The sequence below is a fragment of the Pseudonocardia kujensis genome, assembly GCF_021283305.1.
GTDB classification, from domain to species: Bacteria; Actinomycetota; Actinomycetes; order Mycobacteriales; family Pseudonocardiaceae; genus Pseudonocardia; species Pseudonocardia kujensis.
The window spans coordinates 1-22,551 of sequence record NZ_JAJSOK010000016.1; the positions used below are offsets into that span (position 1 = coordinate 1).

Sequence of the window (22,551 nt, forward strand, 5' to 3'; positions counted from 1 at the left end):
TCGGGACTTCCGGCAGCGCGAGTCGCGAGTTCTGGCAGCGCGAGTCGCGAGTTCTGGCAGCGCGAGTCGCGAGTTCTGGCAGCGCGAGTCGCGAGTTCTGACAGCGCGAGTCGCGAGTTCTGACAGCGCGAGTCGGGACTTGCGGCAGCGCGAGTCGGGAGTTGCCGCCTGTCACGGGGGCGCGGGCGGGGCGTGCGGGGCGCGGTCGTAGGGTGCCGGTCGTGACTGCTCCGGCCGTTCCCGTCTACGACTGCTCCGACCCCGACGCCCGCATCGAGGGGCTGGCCGCCGCCGCGCGCGCCGTGCGGGCCGGGCAGCTCGTCGTGCTGCCGACGGACACCGTGTACGGCCTGGGCTGCGACGCCTTCTCCTCGACCGCGGTCCGCAGCCTGCTCGCCGCGAAGCACCGCGGCCCGGACATGCCGGTGCCGGTGCTGGTCGGCTCGTGGTCCACGATCGACGGCCTGGTCCTCGGCGTCCCCGCCACCGCCCGCTCCCTGATCGAGGCGTTCTGGCCCGGCGGGCTGTCCCTCGTGCTGCCGCACGCGCCGTCGCTGTCGTGGGACCTCGGCTCCACCAAGGGCACCGTGATGCTGCGGATGCCGCTGCACCCGGTGGCGCTGGAGCTGCTCCGCGAGGTCGGCCCCATGGCCGTGTCCAGCGCGAACATCTCCGGCCGGCCGCCCGCCAGCACCGCCGCGGAGGCCCTCGACCAGCTCGCCTCCTCCGTCGCGCTCTACCTCGACGGCGGCCCGAGCGGCGACCCGGTCGCCTCCACGATCGTCGACCTGACGGGCAAGCAGCCGCGCATCCTCCGCGAGGGCGCGGTCACCCGTGCCCAGGTCAGCGAGGTCGTGGGCCAGGACGTCCCCCTCGGCTGACGAACCGGGACGTCGGAGCGGCCGATTCATGATCGGACAGCGCTGAGGTCCCGGTTCACGCCGGCAGGCCCACTTCTGCGGCGAGGCGCGTGGTGACGGAGCGGAAGTGCTCCTCGTGCGCCACGACGACGTTGTGGGTGTGGCCGAAGAGCTCGAAGCCGATGGCGCCGAAGAGGCTCGACCAGGCCAGCACCAGGCGCCCGCCGAGCCCGGTGTCGTCCGGGAGGCCGAGCTCGCCCAGCAGGCCGGGGGCCATGACCTGCGCGTCGTCTCCGGGTGGGGGAGCCACCGCCCCGGATGCGAGGCCGTCCGACACCACCCGCGCGAGCACGATCGCGACCCGGCCGGCGGGGGCGATCGTGTCCTGCGGCGCCGAGTAGCCGGGCACGGGGGAGCCGTAGAGCAGCGCGTACTCGTGCGGATGGGCCAGCGCCCAGCTGCGGGCCGCCCCGCAGGCGGCGTGCCAGCGGCCGAGGAGGTCCTCGCGGGGGGCGGCGGCCTCGGCGAGCTCGACGGCCTCGCCCAGCGCGTCGTACCCCTCGACGATGAGCCTGGTGAGCAGGTCGTCCCGGCTGGGGAAGTACCGGTAGACCGCCGACGACACCATCCCCAGCTCGCGCGCGACGGCCCGCAGCGACAGCGCCGCCGCGCCCGCGGTGGCCAGGTGCGTGCGGGCGACGTCGACGATCTCGGCGGTGAGCTGCGCGCGGACGCGCTCGCGGGCCGTGCGGGGCGCGGAGCGGGGGGAGGTCATGCACAGCAGTCTCCCAGCGGAGTGGAGCGGTGTCCACATCGGCGAGCACCGATCCGAAAGAAGTCCGGCATCGCACGGTCCGTGTACGGCGTGGTGACGCTCCGCAGAGCTGCCCGGCGGTCCGAGCGGGTCCTCGACGGACAGGGAGGAACCGCAGGTAGCCTGGTGCACCGTGAGTGCGCACAGCGAGAACGCCCCCGGTCAGGACGTGCCGTTCTGGGGCCCGGACTTCGGAGCCCTGCAGCAGGAGGACCCGGAGATCGCCGGCGTCGTCCTCGACGAGCTGGAGCGCCTCCGCGGCGGACTGCAGCTGATCGCCAGCGAGAACCTCACCAGCCCGGCCGTCCTCGCGGCGCTGGGGTCCACGCTCTCGAACAAGTACGCCGAGGGCTACCCCGGCCGCCGCTACTACGGCGGCTGCCAGGTGGTGGACCGCGCCGAGGAGATCGGCAACGCGCGCACCAAGGCGCTGTTCGGCGCCGAGCACGTGAACCTCCAGCCGCACTCCGGCGCCAGCGCGAACCTCGCCGCCTACGCGGCCTTCGCCAAGCCGGGCGACACCGTGCTGGCCATGGACCTCAAGCAGGGTGGGCACCTCACCCACGGCTCCAAGGTCAACTTCTCCGGCCTCTGGTTCCACGCCGTGTCCTACACGGTGCGCGAGGACTCCGAGCTCATCGACTACGACCAGGTCCGCGACCTGGCGCTGGAGCACAAGCCGAAGATCATCATCGCGGGCGCCACCGCCTACCCGCGGCTGATCGACTTCGCCCGGTTCCGCGAGATCGCCGACGAGGTCGGCGCCAAGCTGATGGTCGACGCCGCGCACTTCATCGGCCTGGTCGCGGGCAAGGCGATCCCGTCGCCGGTGCCGTTCGCCGACGTCGTCACCGCGACCACGCACAAGGTCCTGCGCGGCCCGCGCGGCGGCATGATCCTCAGCCGCGAGGAGCACGCGAAGGCGATCGACAAGGCCGTCTTCCCGTTCTCCCAGGGCGGCCCGCTGATGCACTCGGTGGCGGCGAAGGCCGTCGCGATGAAGGAGGCGGCGCAGCCCGCCTACCAGGCCTACGCGAACCAGGTCATCGCCAACGCGCAGGCGCTGGCGAAGGGCCTCGAGGCGGAGGGGATGCGCGCCGTCTCCGGCGGCACCGACACGCACCTCGCGCTGATCGACCTGCGTCCCATCGGTGTCACCGGCGGCGAGGCCGAGGCCCGCTGCGACCTCGCCCGCATCACGCTGAACAAGAACGCGATCCCGTACGATCCGGCCCCGCCGATGAAGCCCTCGGGCATCCGCGTGGGTTCGCCCAGCACGACCACGCAGGGCATGGTCGAGTCGGACATGGCCGAGATCGCCTCGCTGCTGGCGCGCGCGGTCAAGGCCGAGCACGGCACCACGGCGGGCGACCGCGAGCTGGCGGACGTCGCGGAGGCCGTCTCCGCGCTGGTCTCCCGCGCCCCCGCCTACCCGCGCGGCTGACCCGGCCCGGGCGCACGCGGTGGTGCTCGCCCAGTCCTCGTACGGCCAGTCCTCCTTCGGGTTGGGCCTCCCGATCCGGGAGTACCTGCTGGTCGGGCTGGCCGCCGCCGTCGTGACGTTCCTGCTGGTCGGCCTGGTGCGGGTGCTGGCGCTGCGGCTCGGCGCCGTGGCCTGGCCCCGCGGCCGGGACGTCCACGTCACGCCGACGCCGCGCTGGGGCGGGCTGGCGATGTTCGCGGGCGTGCTCGCCGGCATCGGACTCGCCGCCCAGCTCCCGGCGCTGCGCCTGGCGTTCGACTACTCGCGCGACGTCCAGGGCGTGCTGCTCGCGGCCGCGCTGCTGGTCGCGGTGGGCGCCCTGGACGACCGCTTCGAGCTCGACGCCATCACCAAGGCGGCCGGCCAGGTCACCGCGGCCGGCGTCCTGGTGCTGTTCGGCGTGCAGTTCTCGGTGTTCTGGATCCCGTGGGGCGGGGGCGGCACCGGGATCTCCGGCTCGATCCTGTCGCTGGGCCCCGAGCAGGGCGTCGTGCTCACGGTGGTCCTGACCGTCGCCCTGGTCAACGCGATGAACTTCGTCGACGGCCTCGACGGGCTCGCCGCCGGCATCGGCCTGATCGCCGCCACCGCGACCTGCGCGTTCGCGATCGGCCTGGTCCGCGAGAACGGCAACGACGCGGCCGCCTACCCGCCCGCCCTGATGGCCTCCGTGCTGGCCGGGGCCTGCCTGGGGTTCCTGCCGCACAACTTCAACCCGGCCCGCATCTTCATGGGCGACTCCGGCTCCATGCTGATCGGGCTGATGCTCGCCGCCGCGACGACGAGCGCGTCGGGCAAGATCCCGATCACCACGACGACCGACGGCACGGACGTCCTGGCGCTCTTCGCGCCGCTGATCGTGCTGGCCGCGGTGGTGTTCGTGCCGCTGCTCGACCTGCTCATGGCGGTCGTCCGGCGTACCCGGGCCGGGATGAGTCCCTTCTCGCCTGACAAGATGCACCTGCACCATCGGCTGCTGGAGATCGGGCACAGCCAGCGGCGCGCGGTGCTCCTGATCTACCTGTGGGCGGGCATCCTCGCGTTCGGCGCGGTGGCGCTCGCCCTGATCGACGACCCGGCCTTCGTGCTGTGGGCGGTCGCGCTCGGCCTGGGCGTGGCGGTGCTCGCCACCGCCGTGCCGCGCGCCCGCACCGCGCGGCGGGCCGGGTCCGCGGGGCCGCCCCCTCCCGGCGCCCCGCCACGAGCCACGGGGCGGACCTGACACGAGCGGCCCGCCCGGCCGACGAGGAGTGACCATGAGCGAGAACCCGGACCCCGCCCCCGCCGCCCAGGAGCAGCCGCATGTCCGCACCGTGCTGCGGCTGGCGGCCGCCATGCAGAAGGCCGCGATCGTCGGTGGTGTCGCGGTCAGCGTGGTCGCCATCGTGCTGTCGGTGCTGCTGCGCGGCGTCCCCGGGCTGATCGGCGGTCTGCTCGGGGTGGTGATCGGGCTCGGCCTCGGGTTCATCGGCACCGCGGTGATGAAGGGGACCGCCCGCGCGACACCCGGCGGCGTCATGGTGGGCGCGATGGCGTCCTTCGCCGGCAAGTTCGTGATCCTCCTGGTCTTCCTCATCGTCTTCCGGGGCACGACCTTGTTCGACAACCAGACCTTCGCGTTCAGCCTCCTCGGCGTCACCCTTGGCTGGATCGCCGGCGAGGTCGTCGGGTTCGTGCGCGCGAAGGCCCCGTCCGTCGACGTCTGACGAGGTCCGCCCGGCACGCGGCGACCCTGCAGGCCCTCACTCGTTGGGCTGAACGGGTGAAGTTGCGGATCCTGTCCGGGCTGTCCGAGATGTCCGTGATGGCGCTCTCAGGGCGACGTGCGTCACACGCTCCCGGAACTTCTACAGGCGATAGAGCGACGTCGGGCGGCCATCGGCGTGCCGGAGGGTAAGGATCGGGCCGCCGGGGGCCGTCGCGGCAGGTCGTACCGGGTAAGTGAGCCGTAACCCGGCTGATAGGGTCCGTCGTGATGGAGCAGGAACGGCCGCACAAGGCGAGCGGCGGACCCGGGTCGCCGGGGAACACGCCGCCGCCCGGCGAGGCCTGGACCGCTCTGTCGCATCTCCTGACCGGAATCCTCCTCTTCGGGGGCATCGGCTGGGGGGTGGACGAACTGTTCGACCTACGGGGCTTCACCGTGGCCGGCCTGCTGGTCGGTACGGCGGCCTCGATGTACTTGATCTACGTCAGGTACGTTAAGTCCTGATCGTCTCGATTCCGTAGGTTCCGGCTCCCCGGACGGCGGAACCGAAAGGAGCATTGGGTGACCACGACGGCCACCGCCCCGGCACCGGGGTTCGAGTCCCCGGGGGTCGAGGACTTCCAGCTGCCCCCGGTCTTCGGGACCGTGACCAAGCCGGTCCTGGAGCTCGTGCTCGCGGCGATCATCATCGTCGCGTTCTTCCTCGTGGCCGTGCGCAAGCCCGCGCTCGTCCCGGGGAAGACGCAGTTCCTCGGCGAGGCGTTCCACGGCATCGTCCGCAACTCGATCGCCCGGGACATGATCGGCGGTCGCGAGTTCCTCAAGTACGTCCCGTTCCTGACCGCGCTGTTCGCCTTCATCCTGGTGAACAACCTGTTCGGGATCATTCCGATCATCCAGTTCCCCACCTTCGCGCACCCGGGCGTGCCCTACGCGCTGGCCGGGCTCGTGTACGTCGTCTTCACGTACGCGGGCATCCGCAAGCACGGGTTCGGCGGGTACATCCGCCTGTCGACCTGGCCGCCGGACGTCCCCTGGTGGGTGCGGATCATCCTCACGCCGATCGAGTTCCTGTCGAACCTGATCCTGCGGCCGGTCACCCTGTCGCTGCGGCTCTTCGGCAACATGTTCGCCGGGCACCTCCTGCTGCTGCTCTTCACCCTCGGTGGCGAGTACATGCTGTTCGAGGCGGGCGACTGGCAGCTGAAGGTGTTGTCCCCGTTCGCCTTCCTGATGGCGATCGTCTTCACCTTCTTCGAGGCGTTCGTCCAGGTCATCCAGGCGTACATCTTCGTCATGCTCACGGCGTCGTACATCGGCACCGTCCTCGCGGACGACCACTAGGTCCCGTCGAGTCCCACCCAGAGACCCTTCGGAACCGCGGGACGGCCGCGGACCCGGATCGAAAGGAAAGCGGAAATGATCAGCGGCAACCTGAACACGATCGGCTACGGCCTGTCCGCCATCGGCCCCGGTATCGGCGTCGGCATCGTCTTCGCCGCCTTCATCAACGGCGTGGCGCGTCAGCCGGAGGCCCGCGGCCAGCTCCAGGGCATCGCGTTCATCGGCTTCGCCCTCTCCGAGGCCCTCGCGATTCTGGGCCTGGTGCTCGCGTTCGCCCTCGGCGCCTGACGAACCCCGGAAACGGGTCGTAGGCGGAGGAGCAGACACCCATGAGCACACTTGCTGCGGAGGAGTTGAACCCGCTCGTCCCGCACCTTGCCGAGATCATCGTCGGTCTCGTCGCGTTCGGGCTGCTGGTCTGGATCCTCGCGAAGACCGTGTTCCCGCAGTTCGAGAAGATGTATGCGGAGCGCACGGACCAGATCGAGGGGGGCCTCAAACGGGCCGAGTCGGCCCAGGCCGAGGCCGCTGCGCTGAAGAAGCGGTACGAGGACCAGCTCGCGGGTGCACGGGACGAGGCGGCGCGCATCCGCGACGACGCCCGGTCCGAGGGCCAGCAGATCAAGGCCGAGCTGCGCACCGAGGCCGAGGACGAGGCCGCGCGGATCCGGGCGCGTGCCGAGGAGCAGGTCGTGGCGTTGCGCGAGTCCGCGGAGCGGTCGCTCCGCGGTGAGATCGGCGGTCTGTCGGCCGAGCTGGCCGAGCGCATCCTCGGGTCGGAGCTCGCCGACCCGTCGCGCCGGTCGGCCACCGTCGACAGCTTCCTCTCGGAGCTCGACGCGATGGCCCTGCGCCAGACGACCGGGGCGAGCTGATGGCCCTCGTCCTGGGTGCCACCAGCCGTGAGTCGCTGGGCGAGGTCTCGCAGCGGTTCGAGACCCGGCTCGGCCCGCTCACCGCGGGTGACCGGCAGAAGCTGGGCGAGGAGCTCTACGCCGTCACCCGGCTGCTGGTCGCCGAGCGCAGCCTGCGCCGGGCGCTCTCCGACCCGGCCACCACGTCGGAGCAGCGCAGCCGGCTGGCCACCGGCGTGCTGAGCGGCAAGGTCGCGGCGGCCACCCTCGAGAGCGTCGGGGACCTGGTCGCGGCACGCTGGTCCGAACCGGCCGACCTGGTCGAGGCGACCGAGTCGCTGGCCCGCACCGCGCTGCTGGCCGCCGCCGAGAAGCAGCGTGCCCTCGACGACGTCGAGGACCAGCTGTTCCGGTTCGGCCGGATCCTGGAGCGCGAGCCGCGGCTCACGGCCCTGCTGTCCGACGCGGACGTGCCGGCCGACAAGCGGGTCCAGCTGCTGGACTCGGTGCTGGGCACCAAGGTCTACCCGGTCACCGCGGCCCTTCTGCGGGACCTGGTGCGGACCCCGCGGGCCCGGCACCTCGACGTCGCCGCGGAGGAGCTGTCCGAGCTCGCCGCGGCCCGGCGCAACCGCTCGGTCGCCTACGTGCGCACGGCGGTCGCCCTGAGCGAGGCCCAGGAGCAGCAGCTCACCGCCTCTCTCGGCCGCCTCTACGGCCGGGACATCGCGGTGCAGGTGGAGCTCGACGAGAGCCTGCTGGGCGGCATGGTCATCAGGGTCGGCGACGAGGTCATCGACGGCAGCGTGTCCGGCAAGCTCGCCGCGGCCCGCCGGTCGATCCCGAGCTGACCGCCCCACGTTTTCGAAGAGAAGGAACAGACGACAGCCATGACAGAGCTGACGATCTCCCCGGAGGAGATCCGGAGTGCGATCTCCAGCTACGTCTCGTCGCTGGAGACCGGGACCTCCCGCGAAGAGGTGGGCACCGTCTCCGACACCGGTGACGGCATCGCCCACGTCGAGGGCCTGCCCTCGGCGATGACCAACGAGCTCCTCGAGTTCGCGGGGGGCGTGCGGGGTGTCGCGCTGAACCTCGACGCGCGGGAGATCGGCGCCGTGATCCTGGGGGACTACGGCGGGATCGAGGAGGGCCAGCAGGTCAAGCGGACCGGCGAGATCCTCTCGGTGCCGGTCGGCGACAAGTTCCTGGGCCGGGTCATCGACCCGCTGGGCGCCCCGATCGACGGCCTGGGCGACATCGAGGCCGAGACCCGCCGCGTGCTGGAGCTCCAGGCCGCCTCCGTGATGGAGCGCCAGGAGGTCCGCGAGCCGCTGCAGACCGGCATCAAGGCCATCGACGCGATGACCCCGATCGGCCGCGGCCAGCGCCAGCTGATCATCGGCGACCGCAAGACCGGCAAGACCGCGGTCTGCGTCGACACGATCATCAACCAGCGGCAGAACTGGGAGTCGGGCGACCCCAAGAAGCAGGTCCGCTGCATCTACGTCGCGATCGGCCAGAAGGGCTCCACGATCGCCGGCATCCGGCAGTCGCTGGAGGACGCGGGCGCGCTCGAGTACACGACGATCGTCGCGGCCCCGGCGTCCGACCCGGCCGGCTTCAAGTGGCTCGCCCCGTACACCGGCTCGGCCCTCGGCCAGCACTGGATGTACGCCGGCAACCACGTGCTCATCGTCTTCGACGACCTGTCCAAGCAGGCCGAGGCGTACCGCGCGATCTCGCTGCTGCTGCGCCGGCCGCCGGGCCGCGAGGCCTACCCGGGCGACGTCTTCTACCTGCACTCCCGCCTGCTGGAGCGCTGCGCCAAGCTGTCGAACGACCTCGGCGCGGGCTCGATGACCGGCCTCCCGATCATCGAGACCAAGGCCAACGACGTGTCGGCGTACATCCCGACGAACGTCATCTCGATCACCGACGGCCAGGTCTTCCTCGAGTCGGACCTGTTCAACCAGGGCGTCCGGCCGGCGATCAACGTCGGCATCTCGGTCTCCCGGGTCGGTGGTTCGGCGCAGATCAAGGCGATGCGCTCGGTGTCCGGCTCCCTGCGTCTGGACCTGTCCCAGTACCGCGAGCTGGAGGCCTTCGCCGCCTTCGGTTCGGACCTCGACGCCGCGTCGGCCGCCGCGCTGGGCCGCGGTGAGCGCCTGGTCGAGCTGCTCAAGCAGGCGCAGTACGCGCCGTTCGCGGTCGAGGACGAGGTCGTCTCGATCTGGCTCGGCACCTCCGGCCAGCTCGACACGGTCCCGGTCGCCGACATCTCGCGCTTCGAGAGCGAGTTCCTCGACCACGTCCGTCGCAACCACGAGGGCGTCCTCGCGGAGATCCGGGACACCGGGCTGCTCAAGGACGAGAACGTCGACCGGCTCAAGGGCCTGGTGGACGAGTTCAAGAAGAACTTCACCGCGTCCGACGGCTCCTCCGTGGTCAAGGAGGAGAAGGCCGAGGCCCTCGACGAGGACCAGGTCGACCAGGAGACGGTCAAGGTCAACAAGCCGGCGCCGGCTTCGAGCTGACGGGTAGGGACCGATGGCGGCACAGATCCGTGTGCTGCGGCGGCGGATCAGGTCGACGCAGTCCATCAAGAAGATCACGCGGGCGATGGAGCTCATCGCGACCTCCCGGATCGCGAAGGCCCGGGCGCGGGTCGAGGAGGCCAAGCCGTACGCCGAGCAGATGACGGCCACGCTCACCGAGCTGGCCAGCAACTCGGCGCTCGACCACCCCCTCCTCGTCGAGCGGGAGAACCCGAAGCGGGCCGCGGTCCTCGTCGTGACGAGTGACCGTGGCCAGGCGGGCGGCTACAACGCCAACGTGCTCAAGGAGGCCGAGCAGCTCCAGGCGCTCCTGCGGGACCAGGGCAAGGAGCCGGTGCTCTACGTGGTCGGGCGCAAGGGCGTGAACTACTACCGGTTCCGCCGGCGGCAGATCGAGGCCTCCTGGACCGGGTTCTCGGAGCAGCCGAACTACGAGAACGCCGCCGAGGTGGCACGCACCCTGGTCAAGGCGTTCATGGCGGGCGCGGACGACGACCGGGACGACTCTGCGGACGGCGCGGGCGAGGACGGCGTCCGCGGCGTCGACGAGCTGCACCTCGTGTACACGCAGTTCCGCAACATGGTGACCCAGGTGCCGCAGGCGCGGCGGATGGCGCCGATGGAGGTCGAGTACGCCGGCGAGGGGGCCGGGGTCGACGCCACGACGTCGGAGACGGAGACCGGCGGCGCGACCGGTGTCCGGCCCGGCGAGTCGGGCCCGGGCTCCGACGACGGCCCGGCGCGGCTCTACGCCTTCGAGCCGAGTGCGGACGTCCTGTTCGACGCGCTCCTGCCGAAGTACGTCGGGGCGCGGTTGTTCGCGGCGCTGCTCGAGTCGGCGGCGTCGGAGTCGGCCAACCGGCAGCGGGCCATGAAGGCCGCGACGGACAACGCGAACGAACTCATCCGTACCCTGACGCTGGAGGCCAACCAGGCCCGTCAGGCCCAGATCACCCAGGAGATCAGCGAGATCGTCGGTGGCGCCGACGCTCTCGTCAGCGCAGGAAGTGAGAGCTGATGACCGCCACCGTTGAGAACACGGCCGCCGGCACGACAACGGGCCGCGTCGTCCGGGTCACGGGCCCGGTCGTCGACGTCGAGTTCCCGCGCAACGCCGTCCCGGACCTCTACAACGCCCTCCAGGTGAAGGTGGAGTTCGGCGACCTGGCGAAGACGCTGACCCTGGAGGTCGCCCTGCACCTGGGCGACAACGTGGTCCGTGCGATCTCCATGCAGCCGACGGACGGCCTCGTCCGGGGCCAGACGGTCGAGGACCTCGGCCGGCCGATCTCGGTGCCGGTCGGCGACCAGGTCAAGGGGCACGTCTTCAACGCGCTCGGCGACTGCCTGGACGACAAGGACTTCAGGCCGACCGGCGACCTGTGGAGCATCCACCGCAAGGCGCCGAACTTCGACCAGCTCGAGGGCAAGACCGAGATGCTGGAGACCGGCATCAAGGTCATCGACCTGCTCACCCCGTACGTGCAGGGTGGGAAGATCGGCCTGTTCGGCGGCGCCGGCGTGGGCAAGACGGTGCTCATCCAGGAGATGATCACCCGTGTCGCCAAGAACTTCGGTGGTACGTCGGTGTTCGCCGGTGTCGGCGAGCGCACCCGTGAGGGCAACGACCTCATCACGGAGATGACCGAGTCCGGCGTCATCAACGACACCGCCCTGGTGTTCGGGCAGATGGACGAGCCGCCGGGCACGCGTATGCGCGTCGCCCTCTCGGCCCTGACGATGGCGGAGTACTTCCGCGACGAGCAGGATCAGGACGTGCTGCTCTTCATCGACAACATCTTCCGGTTCACCCAGGCCGGCTCCGAGGTCTCCACGCTGCTGGGCCGCATGCCCTCCGCGGTGGGCTACCAGCCGACCCTGGCGGACGAGATGGGCGAGCTGCAGGAGCGGATCACCTCGACCCGCGGCCGCTCGATCACCTCGATGCAGGCGATCTACGTGCCCGCGGACGACTACACCGACCCCGCGCCGGCCACCACCTTCGCCCACCTGGACGCGACGACGGAGCTCTCCCGCCCCATCTCGCAGAAGGGCATCTACCCGGCGGTGGACCCGCTCACCTCGACCTCGCGGATCCTGGACCCGCAGTACATCGGCGACGAGCACTTCCGCGTCGCCAACGAGGTCAAGCGGATCCTGCAGAAGTACAACGACCTGCAGGACATCATCGCGATCCTCGGCATCGACGAGCTGTCCGAGGAGGACAAGCAGCTCGTCGGCCGGGCCCGCCGGATCGAGCGCTTCCTGTCGCAGAACCTGCTGGTCGCCGAGCAGTTCACCGGCCAGGCGGGCTCGACGGTCCCGCTCAAGGAGACCATCGAGGCGTTCGACAAGATCGCCAAGGGCGAGTTCGACGACGTCCCCGAGCAGGCGTTCTTCCTCTGCGGCGGTCTGGACGACCTCGACAAGAACCGCAAGAAGCTCGAGGGCTGACCCTATGGCTGAGATGACGGTGGAGCTGGTCGCGGTCGAGCGGCGGCTGTGGTCGGGCGAGGCGAGCTTCGTGCTCGCCCGCACCACCGAGGGCGAGCTGGGCATCATGGCCGGCCACGAGCCCACGCTCGCGCAGCTCGAGGAGGCCGGTGTCGTCCGGATCGACCCGGTGGACGGCGCGCCGCTCACCGTGGCCGTGCACGGCGGCTTCCTGTCGATCTCGCCCGAGCGCGTGTCGATCCTGGCCGAGTTCGCCGAGCTCGCCGACGAGATCGACGTGAGCCGGGCGCGTGCGGCGCTCGACCGCGCGGACACCTCCGACGAGGAGGGCGCGGCGGCGCGCTTGCGCGCCGAGGTACGGCTGCGGGCGGCCGACTCCGCCTCGGCGGGCCAGTAGGCCGGACAGCAGGCGGGAGCGTCGACGCAGCAGTGGCCGGGACCGTGACGATCGTGGTCGGGGCCGTGCTGCTGCTCGTCTGTCTGCTGCTGGGCTGGCTCGCCGTACGGCGGGTGCGACTCATGCGGGGCGGCGGCGTGGACCTGTGTCTGCGCCGCCGCTTCGCCGTCACGGACTGGCATTTCGGCGTCGGGCGCTACCGAGGGGACCAGTTCGCCTGGTACCGGCTCACCAGCTTCCGGGTGGGGCCGACCGTGGCCATCGACCGCACCGAGGTCGAGATCGTGGACCGGCGGGCCCCGTTGCCCGAGGAGTCCTTCGCCATCCCCTACGCCACCGCGGTGTTGCGCTGCCGCGACCACGGCGAGGACGTCGAGCTGGCCATGGACCGGGACGTCCTCACCGGCTTCCTGGCCTGGCTCGAGGCCACACCACCCGGCCGCACCGGTTACCGGCAGGCCAGCTGACCACTCGCGTCAGGGAACCATAATGCGATTTCGGAGGCGTCCTTGACGCATTATGGAACCATAATGCGCTGATTGCGGCCGCTGAGCCGCAGTATGGTTCCTTAATGCGCGCCGGGTTAGGCTCGGCTCATGGCCGTGCACCTGACCAGGATCTACACCAAGACCGGCGACGACGGGACCACCGCGCTCGGTGACTTCAGCCGCGTCCCGAAGACCGACCGCCGGCTCGCGGCCTACGCCGACACGGACGAGTGCAACGCGGCCGTCGGCGTCGCCGTCACCGTCGGGCAGCTCGAGGAGCGGCTCCTGGTGCCGCTGCGGCAGGTGCAGAACGACCTGTTCGACGTGGGCGCGGACCTCTGTGCGCCGATCGTTCCGAACCCTGGGTATCCGCCGCTGCGGATCGACGAGAAGTACGTCACCCGCCTCGAGGGCTGGTGCGACGAGTTCAACGCCGAGCTGCCCAAGCTGGCGTCGTTCATCCTTCCCGGCGGCACGCCCGGCGCTGCCTACCTGCACGTGGCCCGCACGGTCGCGCGGCGGGCGGAGCGCAGCGTCTGGGCGCTCCTCGAGACCGACGCCGAGCGGACGAACCCGCTCACGGCCAAGTACCTGAACCGGCTCTCCGACCTGCTGTTCATCCTCTGCCGCGCCGCGAACCCGGACGGCGACGTGCTCTGGCGGCCGGGTGGGCCCGAGGGCGGCAGCTGAGCCGCGAGCCGATACCGTCGGGCGTCGTGACGGAGCATTTCGCGGTCCGCGGCGGGGCCCGGCTGTCCGGGACGGTCGACGTCGTCGGGGCCAAGAACAGCGTGCTGAAGCTGATGGCGGCGGCGCTGCTGGCCGAGGGCACGACCACGATCACGAACTGCCCCGAGATCCTCGACGTCCCGCTGATGGCGGACGTGCTGCGCAGCCTCGGCTGCACGGTGGAGGTCGCGGGGGACCGGGTCACCATCGACGTGCCCGCCGAGCCGGGTGCCCAGGCGGACTACCGCTCGGTGTCGCGCCTGCGGGCCTCGGTGTGTGTGCTGGGGCCGCTGGTGGCCCGCTGCCGCAAGGCCGTCGTCCCGCTGCCGGGCGGCGACGCCATCGGGTCGCGGCCGCTGGACATGCACGCCAACGGGTTGCGCAAGCTCGGCGCGACCACGGAGATCGAGCACGGCCGTGTCGTCGCCCAGGCCGACGACCTCCACGGCGCGCAGATCTGGCTGGACTTCCCGAGTGTCGGGGCCACCGAGAACATCCTCATGGCGGCCGTGCTGGCGGAGGGCACCACCGTCATCGACAACGCCGCGCGCGAGCCGGAGATCGTCGACCTCTGCGTGATGCTGCAGCAGATGGGCGCGAAGCTCGAGGGCGTCGGCTCGTCGACCCTGACCGTGCACGGCGTGCCCGGCCTGCAGCCGACCACCCACCGCGTGATCGGCGACCGGATCGTGGGCGCCACCTGGGCGTTCGCCGCGGTGATGACCCGCGGGGAGGTCACCGTCCGCGGCGTCGACCCGCATCACCTCGAGCTGGTCCTGGACAAGCTGCGCAGTGCCGGCGCGGAGACCCACGTCGGCGTCGACGAGTTCTCGGTGGCGATGTCCGGCCGGCCCCGGTCCGTCGACTTCGTGACGTTGCCGTACCCGGGCTTCGCCACGGACCTGCAGCCCATGGCGATCGCGTTGTCCGCGGTGGCCGACGGCACCTCGATGATCACCGAGAACGTGTTCGAGGCGCGTTTCCGGTTCGTCGACGAGATGGTCCGGCTGGGGGCCGACGCCCGCACGGACGGTCACCACGCCGTCGTCCGCGGGGTGGAGCGGCTCTCCAGCGCCCCGGTGTGGGCCAGCGACATCCGGGCGGGCGCCGGGCTCGTGCTCGCCGGGCTGTGTGCGGACGGCGTGACCGAGGTCTGGGACGTCGACCACATCGACCGCGGTTATCCGCGGTTCGTCGAGAACCTGGCCTCGCTGGGGGCGGACATCCGGCGGGTGTCGGCCGACCCCGAGCGGTAGTCCCGGCGGTTCCGCCCGACGGTTCCGCCCGACGGAGCAGTCCGGGATGCCGGATCCTTCCCGGCGTGCGACAGTCCGCGTCACCTCGGGTGAGTCCTCACCCGGATGCGTGACCGCCGGAGGTGTCCCCATGCCCGACGTCAGCCCGGACCGTTCGACCCGCCTCTCGCGCAGGCACGCGGCGGGGCGGAGTCCGGACCGGCCGTCGGACCCGCCGTCGTCGGACCAGGGCGGGACCTCGGGCGGCCCGTCGTCCGGCGCGGTCGGCGAGAAGGTGGGTGAGGTCGCCGGGTCCGTCGGCACCGCGGCCCGCGGGGCGCACCGGCACGCCGCGCAGGCCGGCCGCAGCGAGCCCGTGCGCAAGGGCGCGCGGGTCGGGATCGCCGCCAACGGTGTGCTGCACCTGCTCATCGCGTGGCTCGCGCTGCAGATCGCGCTGGGCGGCGGCGGGGAGGCCGACCAGAGCGGCGCGGTGACCACGCTCGCGCAGCAGCCGTTCGGCCGGGTGCTGCTCTGGGTGCTGTTCGTCGGGTTCGTGGCCGTGGTGCTGTGGCGGCTCTCCGCCGCGCTGTTCGGCTTCGGCTACGTCGACGACGCGAAGAAGAAGCTCGTCAAGCGTCTGGTCAGCGCCGGGCAGGCCGTCGTCTACGCGGCACTGGCCGTCCTCACCGTGCGGGCCGCGGTGCAGGGGAGCGCGCAGGGCGGCGGGGGCAGCAAGGCGACCGCGGGTGTCCTGGGCCTCCCGGGTGGGCAGGTGCTCGTCGGGATCATCGGCGTGGGCGTCGTGATCGGCGGCGGCGTGATGATCTGGCACGGCGCGAAGAAGAAGTTCACCGAGGACCAGGATCTGGCAGCGGCGGACCCCCACGCCCGGACGCTCGACGTGCGCGCCGGGCAGGTCGGGTTCATCGCCAAGGGGTTCGCGATCGGGGTGCTGGGTGCGCTGATCGTCGCCGCGGCGGTCACCTTCGACCCGGCCAAGGCCAACGGCCTCGACAGCGCGCTCAAGACGCTCGCCGCTCAGCCCTTCGGCGTCGTGCTCCTGGGTCTGGTGGCGTTGGGGATCGCGGCGTACGGCGTCTTCTGCTTCTTCGACGCGAAGTACCACCGGGTCTGAGGGCCCGTCCGATCGGACGGGCCGCCACCTCGGATGCGTACTTTTCCGCGCACGTCGCGTACTTTTCCACTCAGACAGGTGTGACGAGACCCGTTCGACTGGGGTGGCGGAGGCTACCGGCCAGTACGATCCGGGGGTCCCCGCTGGCGTGGCGAGACGTGGAGGTGTCCGGTGCCGTACCCGACCGATCGAGAGCGCGACCGTCCCTGGGTGATCCGGACCTACGCGGGTCACTCGTCGGCGGAGAAGTCCAACGCGCTCTACCGGCGCAACCTCGCCAAGGGGCAGACGGGTCTGTCCGTCGCGTTCGACCTGCCGACGCAGACCGGCTACGACCCCGACGACGAGCTGGCCAGGGGTGAGGTCGGCAAGGTCGGCGTGCCGGTCAGCCACATCGGCGACATGCGCACGCTGTTCGACGGCATCCCGGTCGCCGAGGCCAACACCTCGATGACGATCAACGCCCCCGCGATGTGGCTGCTCGCGCTCTACGTCGCCGTCGCCGAGGAGCAGGCCGAGGCCTCCGGGCTGGACCACGCCGAGGTGCGCGCGAAGCTCGCCGGCACCACGCAGAACGACATCGTCAAGGAGTACCTGTCCCGCGGGACGTACGTGTTCCCGCCGGCCCCGAGCCTGCGGCTGATCACGGACATGGTGGCCTGGTCGGTCACCGAGATCCCGAAGTGGAACCCGATCAACATCTGCAGCTACCACCTGCAGGAGGCGGGCGCCACGCCCGCGCAGGAGCTGGCCTACTCGCTGTCGACCGCCATCGCCGTGCTCGACTCGGTGCGCGACTCCGGGCAGGTGCCGCCGGAGCGGTTCGGCGACGTCGTCGGGCGGATCTCGTTCTTCGTCAACGCCGGGCTGCGGTTCGTCGAGGAGATGTGCAAGATGCGCGCCCTCGGCCGGCTGTGGGACACCATCACCCGCGAGCGCTACGGCGTGGAGAACCCGAAGCAGCGGCGCCTGCGCTACGGCGTGCAGGTCAACTCGCTGGGGCTCACCGAGGCCCAGCCGGAGAACAACGTCCAGCGGATCGTGCTGGAGATGCTCGCGGTGACCCTCTCGAAGGACGCCCGCGCCCGCGCGATCCAGCTGCCCGCGTGGAACGAGGCGCTCGGCCTGCCCCGCCCGTGGGACCAGCAGTGGGCCCTGCGCATGCAGCAGGTGCTCGCCTACGAGACGGACCTGCTCGAGTACGAGGACATCTTCGACGGCTCGCACGTGATCGAGGCGAAGGTGTCCGAGCTGGTCGAGGCGGCACAGGCCGAGATCGACCGGGTCCAGGAGATGGGCGGGGCGGTCGCGGCCGTCGAGAACGGCTACATGAAGGGCGAGCTGGTCACCTCGCTCGCCGAGCGCCGGCGCCGCATCGAGTCCGGCGAGGACGTCGTCGTCGGGGTCAACAAGTTCGAGACCACCGAGCCGAGTCCCCTGCAAGCCGAGGGTGCGGCCTCGATCGAGACCGTCGACCCGGAGACCGAGGCCGCCGCGATCGCCGCGATCAAGGAGTGGCGGGCCTCGCGGGACCAGAACGCGGTCTCCGAGGCGCTGAAGAAGCTGCAGGATGCGGCGAAGACCGACGAGAACCTCATGCAGGTCTCGATCGACTGCGCGAAGGCGGGCGTCACCACCGGCGAGTGGGCCGGGGCGCTGCGCGAGGTGTTCGGGGAGTTCCGGGCGCCGACCGGGGTGTCGGCGGCCGTCGCTTCGGGGGAGGCGGCCGTGGAGATCGCAGAGGTGCGCGAGCGGGTCCGGGCGACCGGCGACGAGTTGGGGTCGCGGCTGCGCATGCTCGTGGGCAAGCCGGGCCTCGACGGGCACTCCAACGGCGCCGAGCAGGTCGCCGTCCGCGCCCGCGACGTCGGCTTCGAGGTCGTCTACCAGGGCATCCGTCTCACCCCGGCCCAGATCGTGGCGGCGGCGGTGCAGGAGGGCGTGCACGTCGTCGGGCTGTCGGTGCTGTCCGGCTCCCACCTCGAGGTCGTGCCGGCGGTCGTCGAGGGCCTGCGCGCCCAGGGCGCCGACGACGTGCCGGTGATCGTCGGCGGCATCATCCCGGCCGAGGACGCCAAGGCGCTCAAGGAGAAGGGCGTCGCCGCCGTCTTCACGCCGAAGGACTACCAGCTCACCGAGATGATGGACGAGATCGTCTCGCTCGTGCGCCGGGAGCACGGGCTGGACTGAGCCCATGATCGCGGGCCCATGATCGCGGGCCGGTGATCGCGGGCCCGCGATCGCGGGCCCAGTGTCGCGGGCCGGTGATCGCGGGCCCGTGATCACGATCCGGGCAGGGACAGCCCCGCAGGGCGAGGCCCCGTCCGCCCGGATCGTGAGCACGGCCGATCGACGAGGTGCGGGCGGCGTGGATCACGAGCGGCCGGACGTCGCACACCTGCTGCGACGCAGCACGTCCGACCCGCCCGCCCGGACCGCACACCCCGTCGGGCCGGACGCAGCCGGTCGACGACCTGTGCGGCGTACTCCGCGGGTGTGGGAGCACGTCAGGACGCCGTGCGCGAGCGGGTGTCGTGGCGGGCGGGGACGAACCGGCCGCGTCAGGCCTCTTCGCGCTCCTCGCCGCGGCGGCGGAAGAAGCTGAAGCCGGGGATGCCGTTGATGGCCTGCCGCACGTCCTTGAGCTCCTCGAGCAGCTCGTGGACGTCCGGGCCGACCCGGTCGAGCGTGGCGAGGATCGGCATGATGTCCGACTCCAGGTGCTCGGTGAGCGCCGGGAGCTGGTCGACCATGCGAATCGCCGCCTGCAGCTCCTCCTCGGAGAACTCGTCGACGAACTTCGTGGCCAGCGGCGCGGCCCGCTCCGCGATGGGGCGGTAGGTCGCCAGCAGCGCGCCGGCCTGGTCGCTGAGGCCGGACGCGTTCCCGACGAGCTCACCGGCGCGGTCGGCCACCCCGGCGGCCCGCTGGACCAGGCCGGAGGCGTCGTCGGCGACCGAGCCGGCGCCCGCGACGATCGTGCGGGCCTCGTCGGCGACGGAACCGGCGGAGGCCACGATGCGCTCGGCGTCGTCCGCCACGCCGCCGACCCGCGCGACGAGATCCTCCGCCGACGCGGCGGTCGTGGTCACCCGCGTGATCAGCTCCTCGGCCGAGCCGGCGATCCCGGCGACGCGTGTGATCAGCTCGTCGGCGGACGCGGCCGTGCCGCCGACGCGGCCGATGAGTGACTCGGCGGACTCCGCGGTGCCGCCGACGCGGTCGATCAGCGACTCCGCGGACTCGGCGGTGCCGGCCACCCGCGTGATCAGCTCGTCGGCCGAACCGGCGGTGCCCGAGACGCGCGTGATCAGCTCCTCGGCGGACTCCGCCGTGCTCCCGACCCGGCCGATGAGCGACTCGGCCGACTCCGCAGTGCCGGCGACCCGGTCGATGAGCGACTCGGCCGACTCGGCGGTGCCGGCGACCCGGGTGAGGAGCTCGTCGGCCGTGCCCGCGGTGCCGCGGACCCCCGCGACCAGCCCCTCGGCCTCCTCGGCCACCGCACGGACGCGCGTGACGAGCCCTTCGGCGTCGGACGCGGTCGTGGCGACCCGGGTGATGAGCGCCGTCGCGTCGGCCGCGGTGCGGTCGACACGCGCGATCAGGCCCTCCGCCGTGCCGGCGACGAGGTCGACCCGGCCGATCAGCCCGTCGGCCCGGTCCGCGACACCCTCGACACGGTCGAGCAGGCCCTCGACCCGGCCCGCGATGCCGTTGACGCGCGCGAGCAGGGTCGAGACCTCGTCGAGCAGCCCGACGGTCCGCTCCGGCAGCCCGGCCGCGACGCCGACCGCCTCGCCCGTCCACCCGGCGACGGCCCGCGCCCCGTCGAGCAGGTCCGAGGGGCCCGGGACGGGCAGGCCGGCGATGCGAAGTGCCATGCGGTGATCCTCCCGTATCCGTCCGGCACCGGCCGGGTCACCTGCGTCGGCCTGCCACATCGGTCACTCTCCGAAGCCACTTCGGCCGGCGGTCGGCGCACATCGTGGCCGTTCGTCACAGTCACGTAACGACCGTGTGTAACCACCGCCAGCCTTTGACCGGGCATGATCGACCACCTAGGTTCGATCTCCGTTGCCGGTCACCGGCGCAGGGGGTGTGCGCGGGCCGGCCAGCTCGAGACGACGACGTCGACAGCCGAAGGGGTGCCTGCCATGTCCGGATCCGCCTGGACCCGCCGAGAGTTCTTCCGCCGCAGCGCGATCGCGGGGGCCGTCGCCCTCGGAGGCCCGGCGCTGCTGACGGCCTGCACACAGACCAGCACCGGTGGTTCCGGCGCGGGTGGCACGCTCGACCGCGCGAAGTCCGCCGGCACGATCAAGGTCGGCATCGCCAACGAGGCGCCGTACGGTTTCACCGACAGCAGCGGCAAGGTCACCGGCGAGTCGGTGGAGGTCGCCCGCGCGGTGCTGAAGAACCTGGGGATCAACGACATCCAGGCGACCACCGTGGACTTCGGCTCGCTCATCCCGGCGCTCAACGCGAACCAGTTCGACATGGTCACCGCCGGCATGTTCATCAACCCCCAGCGCTGCCAGAACGCCGCCTTCTCCACTCCGGACTACACCGCGCCGACGGCCTTCCTCGTCCCGAAGGGCAACCCCGACGGCATCGCCACCTTCGACGACATCAAGAACAAGAACCTCCGGCTCGCCGTCCTCAGCGGCGCCGTCGAGCAGGGGTACGCGCAGAAGGCCGGCGTGCCGGACAGCCAGATCCAGGTCTTCGACTCGCAGAACACGCTGCTGCAGGCCGTGACCTCGGACCGGGCCGACGCCGCGGCGCTGACGAACATCTCGCTCAACGACGTCGTCGCCAAGAACCCGGGCGCGAACGTCGAGGTGACCAAGGGCTTCTTCCCCACGATCGACGGCAAGGAGACCGTCTCCGCCGGTGCCTTCGTGTTCCGGAAGGCCGACACCGACTTCGTCAACGCCTTCAACACCGAGCTGACGAAGCTGCACCAGAGCGGGCAGTGGTTGCCGATCGTCACACCGTTCGGGTTCAGTCAGGACAATCTCCCGGGGGCGGACGTCACGACCGAGAAGCTCTGCGCGGCCGCCTGAGCGTCGGCACGGGGCCACGGTGGACAACCTCCCGCAGATCGTCTCCGTCCTCGGGGACGGCATCCCCGAGACCGTGATCGCGACGCTCGGGGGCGTCCTGCTGACGATCGTCCTGTCGTTCGGCGCGGGTCTGCTGCTGCTCTCGCCGTCGCGCACGGTGCGGGGCGTGACCCGGGTGTACGTGGAGGGCTTCCGCGGCACGTCCGAGGTGGTCCAGCTGTTCTGGATCTACTTCGTGCTGCCCGTCCTGGTGGGCTTCCAGCTGCTGCCGCTCTTCGCCGGCATCGTGGTGCTGGGGCTCAACCACGGCGCGTACGGTGCCGAGATCGTGCGCGGCGCGATCCGGTCGGTGCCGCGGGCCCAGTACGAGGGGGCGATCGCGCTCAGCCTCTCGCCGGCGCAGCGGATGCGGCGGGTGATCTTCCCGCAGGCGTTCGTGGAGATGCTGCCGCCCTTCAACAACCTGTTCATCCAGCTGCTCAAGTCGACGGCGATCCTCGCCCTGATCACCGTGCCCGAGGTGACCCGGCAGGCCCGGGAGGTGCTGATCCCGAACTACGGCTCGGACACCCTGCTGATCTTCGGCGTGACGTTCGTGATCTACCTGGTCCTCGCCGGTCTGATCACCCTGGGCATGCGGCTGCTGGAGCGCGTGGCCTCGGCCCGGCTGGGCCGCCGACCCTCCCGCGCGGCGCGACAGGCGGCGAAGGCGACCGCGGGGGTGGCGTCCTGATGCCGCTCTGGGACTGGAACTACGCGTTCGACATCCTGCCCGACCTGCTCCTCGCGCTGGTCACGACGATCGAGATCACCGTGCTCGGCTCGGTGGTCGCGCTCCTGCTCGGGCTGGTGTTCGCGGTGCTGCGGCGGCTGCACATCCCCGTGCTCGACCAGGTGCTGTGGGCCTTCGTCGAGGTCGTGCGCTCGACCCCGCTGCTGGTGCAGGTCTTCTTCCTGTTCTTCGTGCTGCCCCAGTTCGGGATCACGCTGAGCGCGTTCGTCGTCGGTGTCGTGGGGCTCGGCATCCACTACGCGACGTACACCTCCGAGGTGTACCGCGCGGGCATCGACGCGATCCCGAAGGGGCAGTGGGAGGCGTGCACCGCGCTGTCCCTGCCGCGCCTGCGGGTGTGGACCGGGGTCATCCTGCCCCAGGCGGTCCCGCGCGTGCTGCCGGCGCTGGGCAACTACGTGATCTCGATGTTCAAGGAGGTCCCGCTGCTGCTGGCGATCGGCGTGGTCGAGGTCGTCAACGAAGCGCGGGAGCTGGGCTCGCTGACCTTCCGCTACACCGAGCCCTACACCATCGCCGGCCTGCTCTTCCTGCTGCTGAGCTACCCGGCGTCCATGCTGGTCCGACGACTGGAGCGCCGCCGTGCCGCCGCCTGACACCACCGCGTCGACGCCCGGGTCGACCACC

The 22,551-nt window shown here is 71.5% G+C and carries 23 protein-coding genes; 21 read left to right on the forward strand and 2 right to left on the reverse strand.

Features of this window, described 5'->3' with window-relative positions; genetic code table 11:
- The first annotated feature begins 221 nt into the window (after positions 1-221).
- Positions 222-881, forward strand: coding sequence for an L-threonylcarbamoyladenylate synthase (locus tag LWC35_RS13685; RefSeq protein WP_232870483.1), 660 nt, complete (start codon positions 222-224; stop codon positions 879-881).
- A gap of 55 nt (positions 882-936) precedes the next feature.
- Here LWC35_RS13685 and LWC35_RS13690 read toward each other — a convergent pair whose 3' ends face one another.
- Entirely contained in the window at positions 937-1,635 is a 699-nt protein-coding gene (locus tag LWC35_RS13690) for a TetR/AcrR family transcriptional regulator (protein ID WP_232870484.1), read from the reverse strand.
- Between the two features lie 208 nt (positions 1,636-1,843).
- Here LWC35_RS13690 and glyA point away from each other — a divergent pair, with 208 nt between their 5' ends.
- From glyA to LWC35_RS13775, 17 genes are all read left to right on the forward strand, one after another.
- On the forward strand, positions 1,844-3,118 hold the full coding sequence (glyA, locus tag LWC35_RS13695; protein ID WP_232870593.1) for a serine hydroxymethyltransferase: 1,275 nt from the start codon (positions 1,844-1,846) through the stop codon (positions 3,116-3,118).
- A 22-nt stretch (positions 3,119-3,140) separates the two neighbouring features.
- Positions 3,141-4,379: a glycosyltransferase family 4 protein gene (locus tag LWC35_RS13700; RefSeq protein WP_232870594.1), complete on the forward strand. Its 1,239-nt coding sequence runs from the start codon at positions 3,141-3,143 to the stop codon at positions 4,377-4,379.
- A gap of 34 nt (positions 4,380-4,413) precedes the next feature.
- Positions 4,414-4,863, forward strand: a complete 450-nt coding sequence (locus tag LWC35_RS13705; protein WP_232870485.1) for a Cg1360 family ATP-synthase-associated protein — start codon at positions 4,414-4,416, stop codon at positions 4,861-4,863.
- Between the two features lie 269 nt (positions 4,864-5,132).
- Complete coding sequence (locus tag LWC35_RS13710; protein WP_232870486.1) at positions 5,133-5,369, forward strand: AtpZ/AtpI family protein; 237 nt, start codon at positions 5,133-5,135, stop codon at positions 5,367-5,369.
- A gap of 57 nt (positions 5,370-5,426) precedes the next feature.
- On the forward strand, positions 5,427-6,209 hold the full coding sequence (atpB, locus tag LWC35_RS13715) for a F0F1 ATP synthase subunit A (RefSeq protein ID WP_232870487.1): 783 nt from the start codon (positions 5,427-5,429) through the stop codon (positions 6,207-6,209).
- A gap of 75 nt (positions 6,210-6,284) precedes the next feature.
- Positions 6,285-6,497, forward strand: coding sequence for an ATP synthase F0 subunit C (gene atpE / locus LWC35_RS13720; RefSeq protein ID WP_232870488.1), 213 nt, complete (start codon positions 6,285-6,287; stop codon positions 6,495-6,497).
- Between the two features lie 41 nt (positions 6,498-6,538).
- The gene (locus LWC35_RS13725) at positions 6,539-7,084 is read left to right on the forward strand and encodes a F0F1 ATP synthase subunit B (protein ID WP_232870489.1); all 546 of its coding nucleotides are present in this window, start codon (positions 6,539-6,541) and stop codon (positions 7,082-7,084) included.
- On the forward strand, positions 7,084-7,914 hold the full coding sequence (locus LWC35_RS13730; RefSeq protein WP_232870490.1) for a F0F1 ATP synthase subunit delta: 831 nt from the start codon (positions 7,084-7,086) through the stop codon (positions 7,912-7,914). The genes LWC35_RS13725 and LWC35_RS13730 overlap by 1 nt, the downstream gene beginning before the upstream one ends.
- 39 nt (positions 7,915-7,953) lie before the next feature.
- The gene (gene atpA / locus LWC35_RS13735; protein ID WP_232870491.1) at positions 7,954-9,600 is read left to right on the forward strand and encodes a F0F1 ATP synthase subunit alpha; all 1,647 of its coding nucleotides are present in this window, start codon (positions 7,954-7,956) and stop codon (positions 9,598-9,600) included.
- Positions 9,601-9,613: 13 nt separating this feature from the next.
- Entirely contained in the window at positions 9,614-10,639 is a 1,026-nt protein-coding gene (locus LWC35_RS13740; protein ID WP_232870492.1) for a F0F1 ATP synthase subunit gamma, read from the forward strand.
- A complete protein-coding gene (gene atpD / locus LWC35_RS13745) occupies positions 10,639-12,075 on the forward strand; it encodes a F0F1 ATP synthase subunit beta (RefSeq protein WP_232870493.1) in 1,437 nt (478 codons plus the stop codon). Before LWC35_RS13740 ends, atpD begins: the two co-directional genes overlap by 1 nt.
- Before the next feature lie 4 nt (positions 12,076-12,079).
- Positions 12,080-12,472 (forward strand): F0F1 ATP synthase subunit epsilon, encoded by a 393-nt coding sequence (locus tag LWC35_RS13750; protein ID WP_232870494.1) that lies wholly within the window; start codon positions 12,080-12,082, stop codon positions 12,470-12,472.
- A 32-nt stretch (positions 12,473-12,504) separates the two neighbouring features.
- The gene (locus LWC35_RS13755; protein WP_232870495.1) at positions 12,505-12,939 is read left to right on the forward strand and encodes a DUF2550 domain-containing protein; all 435 of its coding nucleotides are present in this window, start codon (positions 12,505-12,507) and stop codon (positions 12,937-12,939) included.
- A 129-nt stretch (positions 12,940-13,068) separates the two neighbouring features.
- Positions 13,069-13,650, forward strand: coding sequence for a cob(I)yrinic acid a,c-diamide adenosyltransferase (locus LWC35_RS13760; protein WP_232870496.1), 582 nt, complete (start codon positions 13,069-13,071; stop codon positions 13,648-13,650).
- Positions 13,651-13,676: 26 nt separating this feature from the next.
- Complete coding sequence (murA, locus tag LWC35_RS13765) at positions 13,677-14,945, forward strand: UDP-N-acetylglucosamine 1-carboxyvinyltransferase (protein WP_232870497.1); 1,269 nt, start codon at positions 13,677-13,679, stop codon at positions 14,943-14,945.
- A 130-nt stretch (positions 14,946-15,075) separates the two neighbouring features.
- Entirely contained in the window at positions 15,076-16,062 is a 987-nt protein-coding gene (locus tag LWC35_RS13770) for a DUF1206 domain-containing protein (RefSeq protein WP_232870498.1), read from the forward strand.
- Between the two features lie 171 nt (positions 16,063-16,233).
- Entirely contained in the window at positions 16,234-18,252 is a 2,019-nt protein-coding gene (locus LWC35_RS13775) for an ethylmalonyl-CoA mutase (protein ID WP_232870499.1), read from the forward strand.
- A gap of 371 nt (positions 18,253-18,623) precedes the next feature.
- Here the strand turns inward: LWC35_RS13775 and LWC35_RS13780 are convergent, their stop codons facing one another.
- Complete coding sequence (locus LWC35_RS13780) at positions 18,624-19,946, reverse strand: hypothetical protein (RefSeq protein ID WP_232870500.1); 1,323 nt, start codon at positions 19,944-19,946, stop codon at positions 18,624-18,626.
- Between the two features lie 273 nt (positions 19,947-20,219).
- Between LWC35_RS13780 and ehuB the strand changes: the two genes are divergently transcribed.
- Genes ehuB through ehuD form a run of 3 tightly spaced genes read left to right on the forward strand, consistent with a single transcriptional unit; the run spans position 20,220 to position 22,520 of the window.
- The gene (gene ehuB / locus LWC35_RS13785) at positions 20,220-21,131 is read left to right on the forward strand and encodes an ectoine/hydroxyectoine ABC transporter substrate-binding protein EhuB (protein WP_232870501.1); all 912 of its coding nucleotides are present in this window, start codon (positions 20,220-20,222) and stop codon (positions 21,129-21,131) included.
- Positions 21,132-21,150: 19 nt separating this feature from the next.
- A complete protein-coding gene (gene ehuC, locus LWC35_RS13790) occupies positions 21,151-21,864 on the forward strand; it encodes an ectoine/hydroxyectoine ABC transporter permease subunit EhuC (protein WP_232870502.1) in 714 nt (237 codons plus the stop codon).
- On the forward strand, positions 21,864-22,520 hold the full coding sequence (gene ehuD / locus LWC35_RS13795; RefSeq protein ID WP_232870503.1) for an ectoine/hydroxyectoine ABC transporter permease subunit EhuD: 657 nt from the start codon (positions 21,864-21,866) through the stop codon (positions 22,518-22,520). Before ehuC ends, ehuD begins: the two co-directional genes overlap by 1 nt.
- Positions 22,521-22,551 lie beyond the last annotated feature (31 nt).

Coding starts and splice junctions, on each gene's coding strand:
- LWC35_RS13690 (WP_232870484.1), bottom strand. CDS start 1,635: ATGACCTCCCCCCGCTCCGCGCCCCGCACGGCCCGCGAGCGCGTCCGC.
- LWC35_RS13705 (WP_232870485.1), top strand. CDS start 4,414: ATGAGCGAGAACCCGGACCCCGCCCCCGCCGCCCAGGAGCAGCCGCAT.
- LWC35_RS13710 (WP_232870486.1), top strand. CDS start 5,133: ATGGAGCAGGAACGGCCGCACAAGGCGAGCGGCGGACCCGGGTCGCCG.
- atpE (WP_232870488.1), top strand. CDS start 6,285: ATGATCAGCGGCAACCTGAACACGATCGGCTACGGCCTGTCCGCCATC.
- LWC35_RS13725 (WP_232870489.1), top strand. CDS start 6,539: ATGAGCACACTTGCTGCGGAGGAGTTGAACCCGCTCGTCCCGCACCTT.
- LWC35_RS13730 (WP_232870490.1), top strand. CDS start 7,084: ATGGCCCTCGTCCTGGGTGCCACCAGCCGTGAGTCGCTGGGCGAGGTC.
- atpA (WP_232870491.1), top strand. CDS start 7,954: ATGACAGAGCTGACGATCTCCCCGGAGGAGATCCGGAGTGCGATCTCC.
- LWC35_RS13740 (WP_232870492.1), top strand. CDS start 9,614: ATGGCGGCACAGATCCGTGTGCTGCGGCGGCGGATCAGGTCGACGCAG.
- atpD (WP_232870493.1), top strand. CDS start 10,639: ATGACCGCCACCGTTGAGAACACGGCCGCCGGCACGACAACGGGCCGC.
- LWC35_RS13750 (WP_232870494.1), top strand. CDS start 12,080: ATGGCTGAGATGACGGTGGAGCTGGTCGCGGTCGAGCGGCGGCTGTGG.
- LWC35_RS13760 (WP_232870496.1), top strand. CDS start 13,069: ATGGCCGTGCACCTGACCAGGATCTACACCAAGACCGGCGACGACGGG.
- LWC35_RS13770 (WP_232870498.1), top strand. CDS start 15,076: ATGCCCGACGTCAGCCCGGACCGTTCGACCCGCCTCTCGCGCAGGCAC.
- LWC35_RS13780 (WP_232870500.1), bottom strand. CDS start 19,946: ATGGCACTTCGCATCGCCGGCCTGCCCGTCCCGGGCCCCTCGGACCTG.
- ehuB (WP_232870501.1), top strand. CDS start 20,220: ATGTCCGGATCCGCCTGGACCCGCCGAGAGTTCTTCCGCCGCAGCGCG.
- ehuD (WP_232870503.1), top strand. CDS start 21,864: ATGCCGCTCTGGGACTGGAACTACGCGTTCGACATCCTGCCCGACCTG.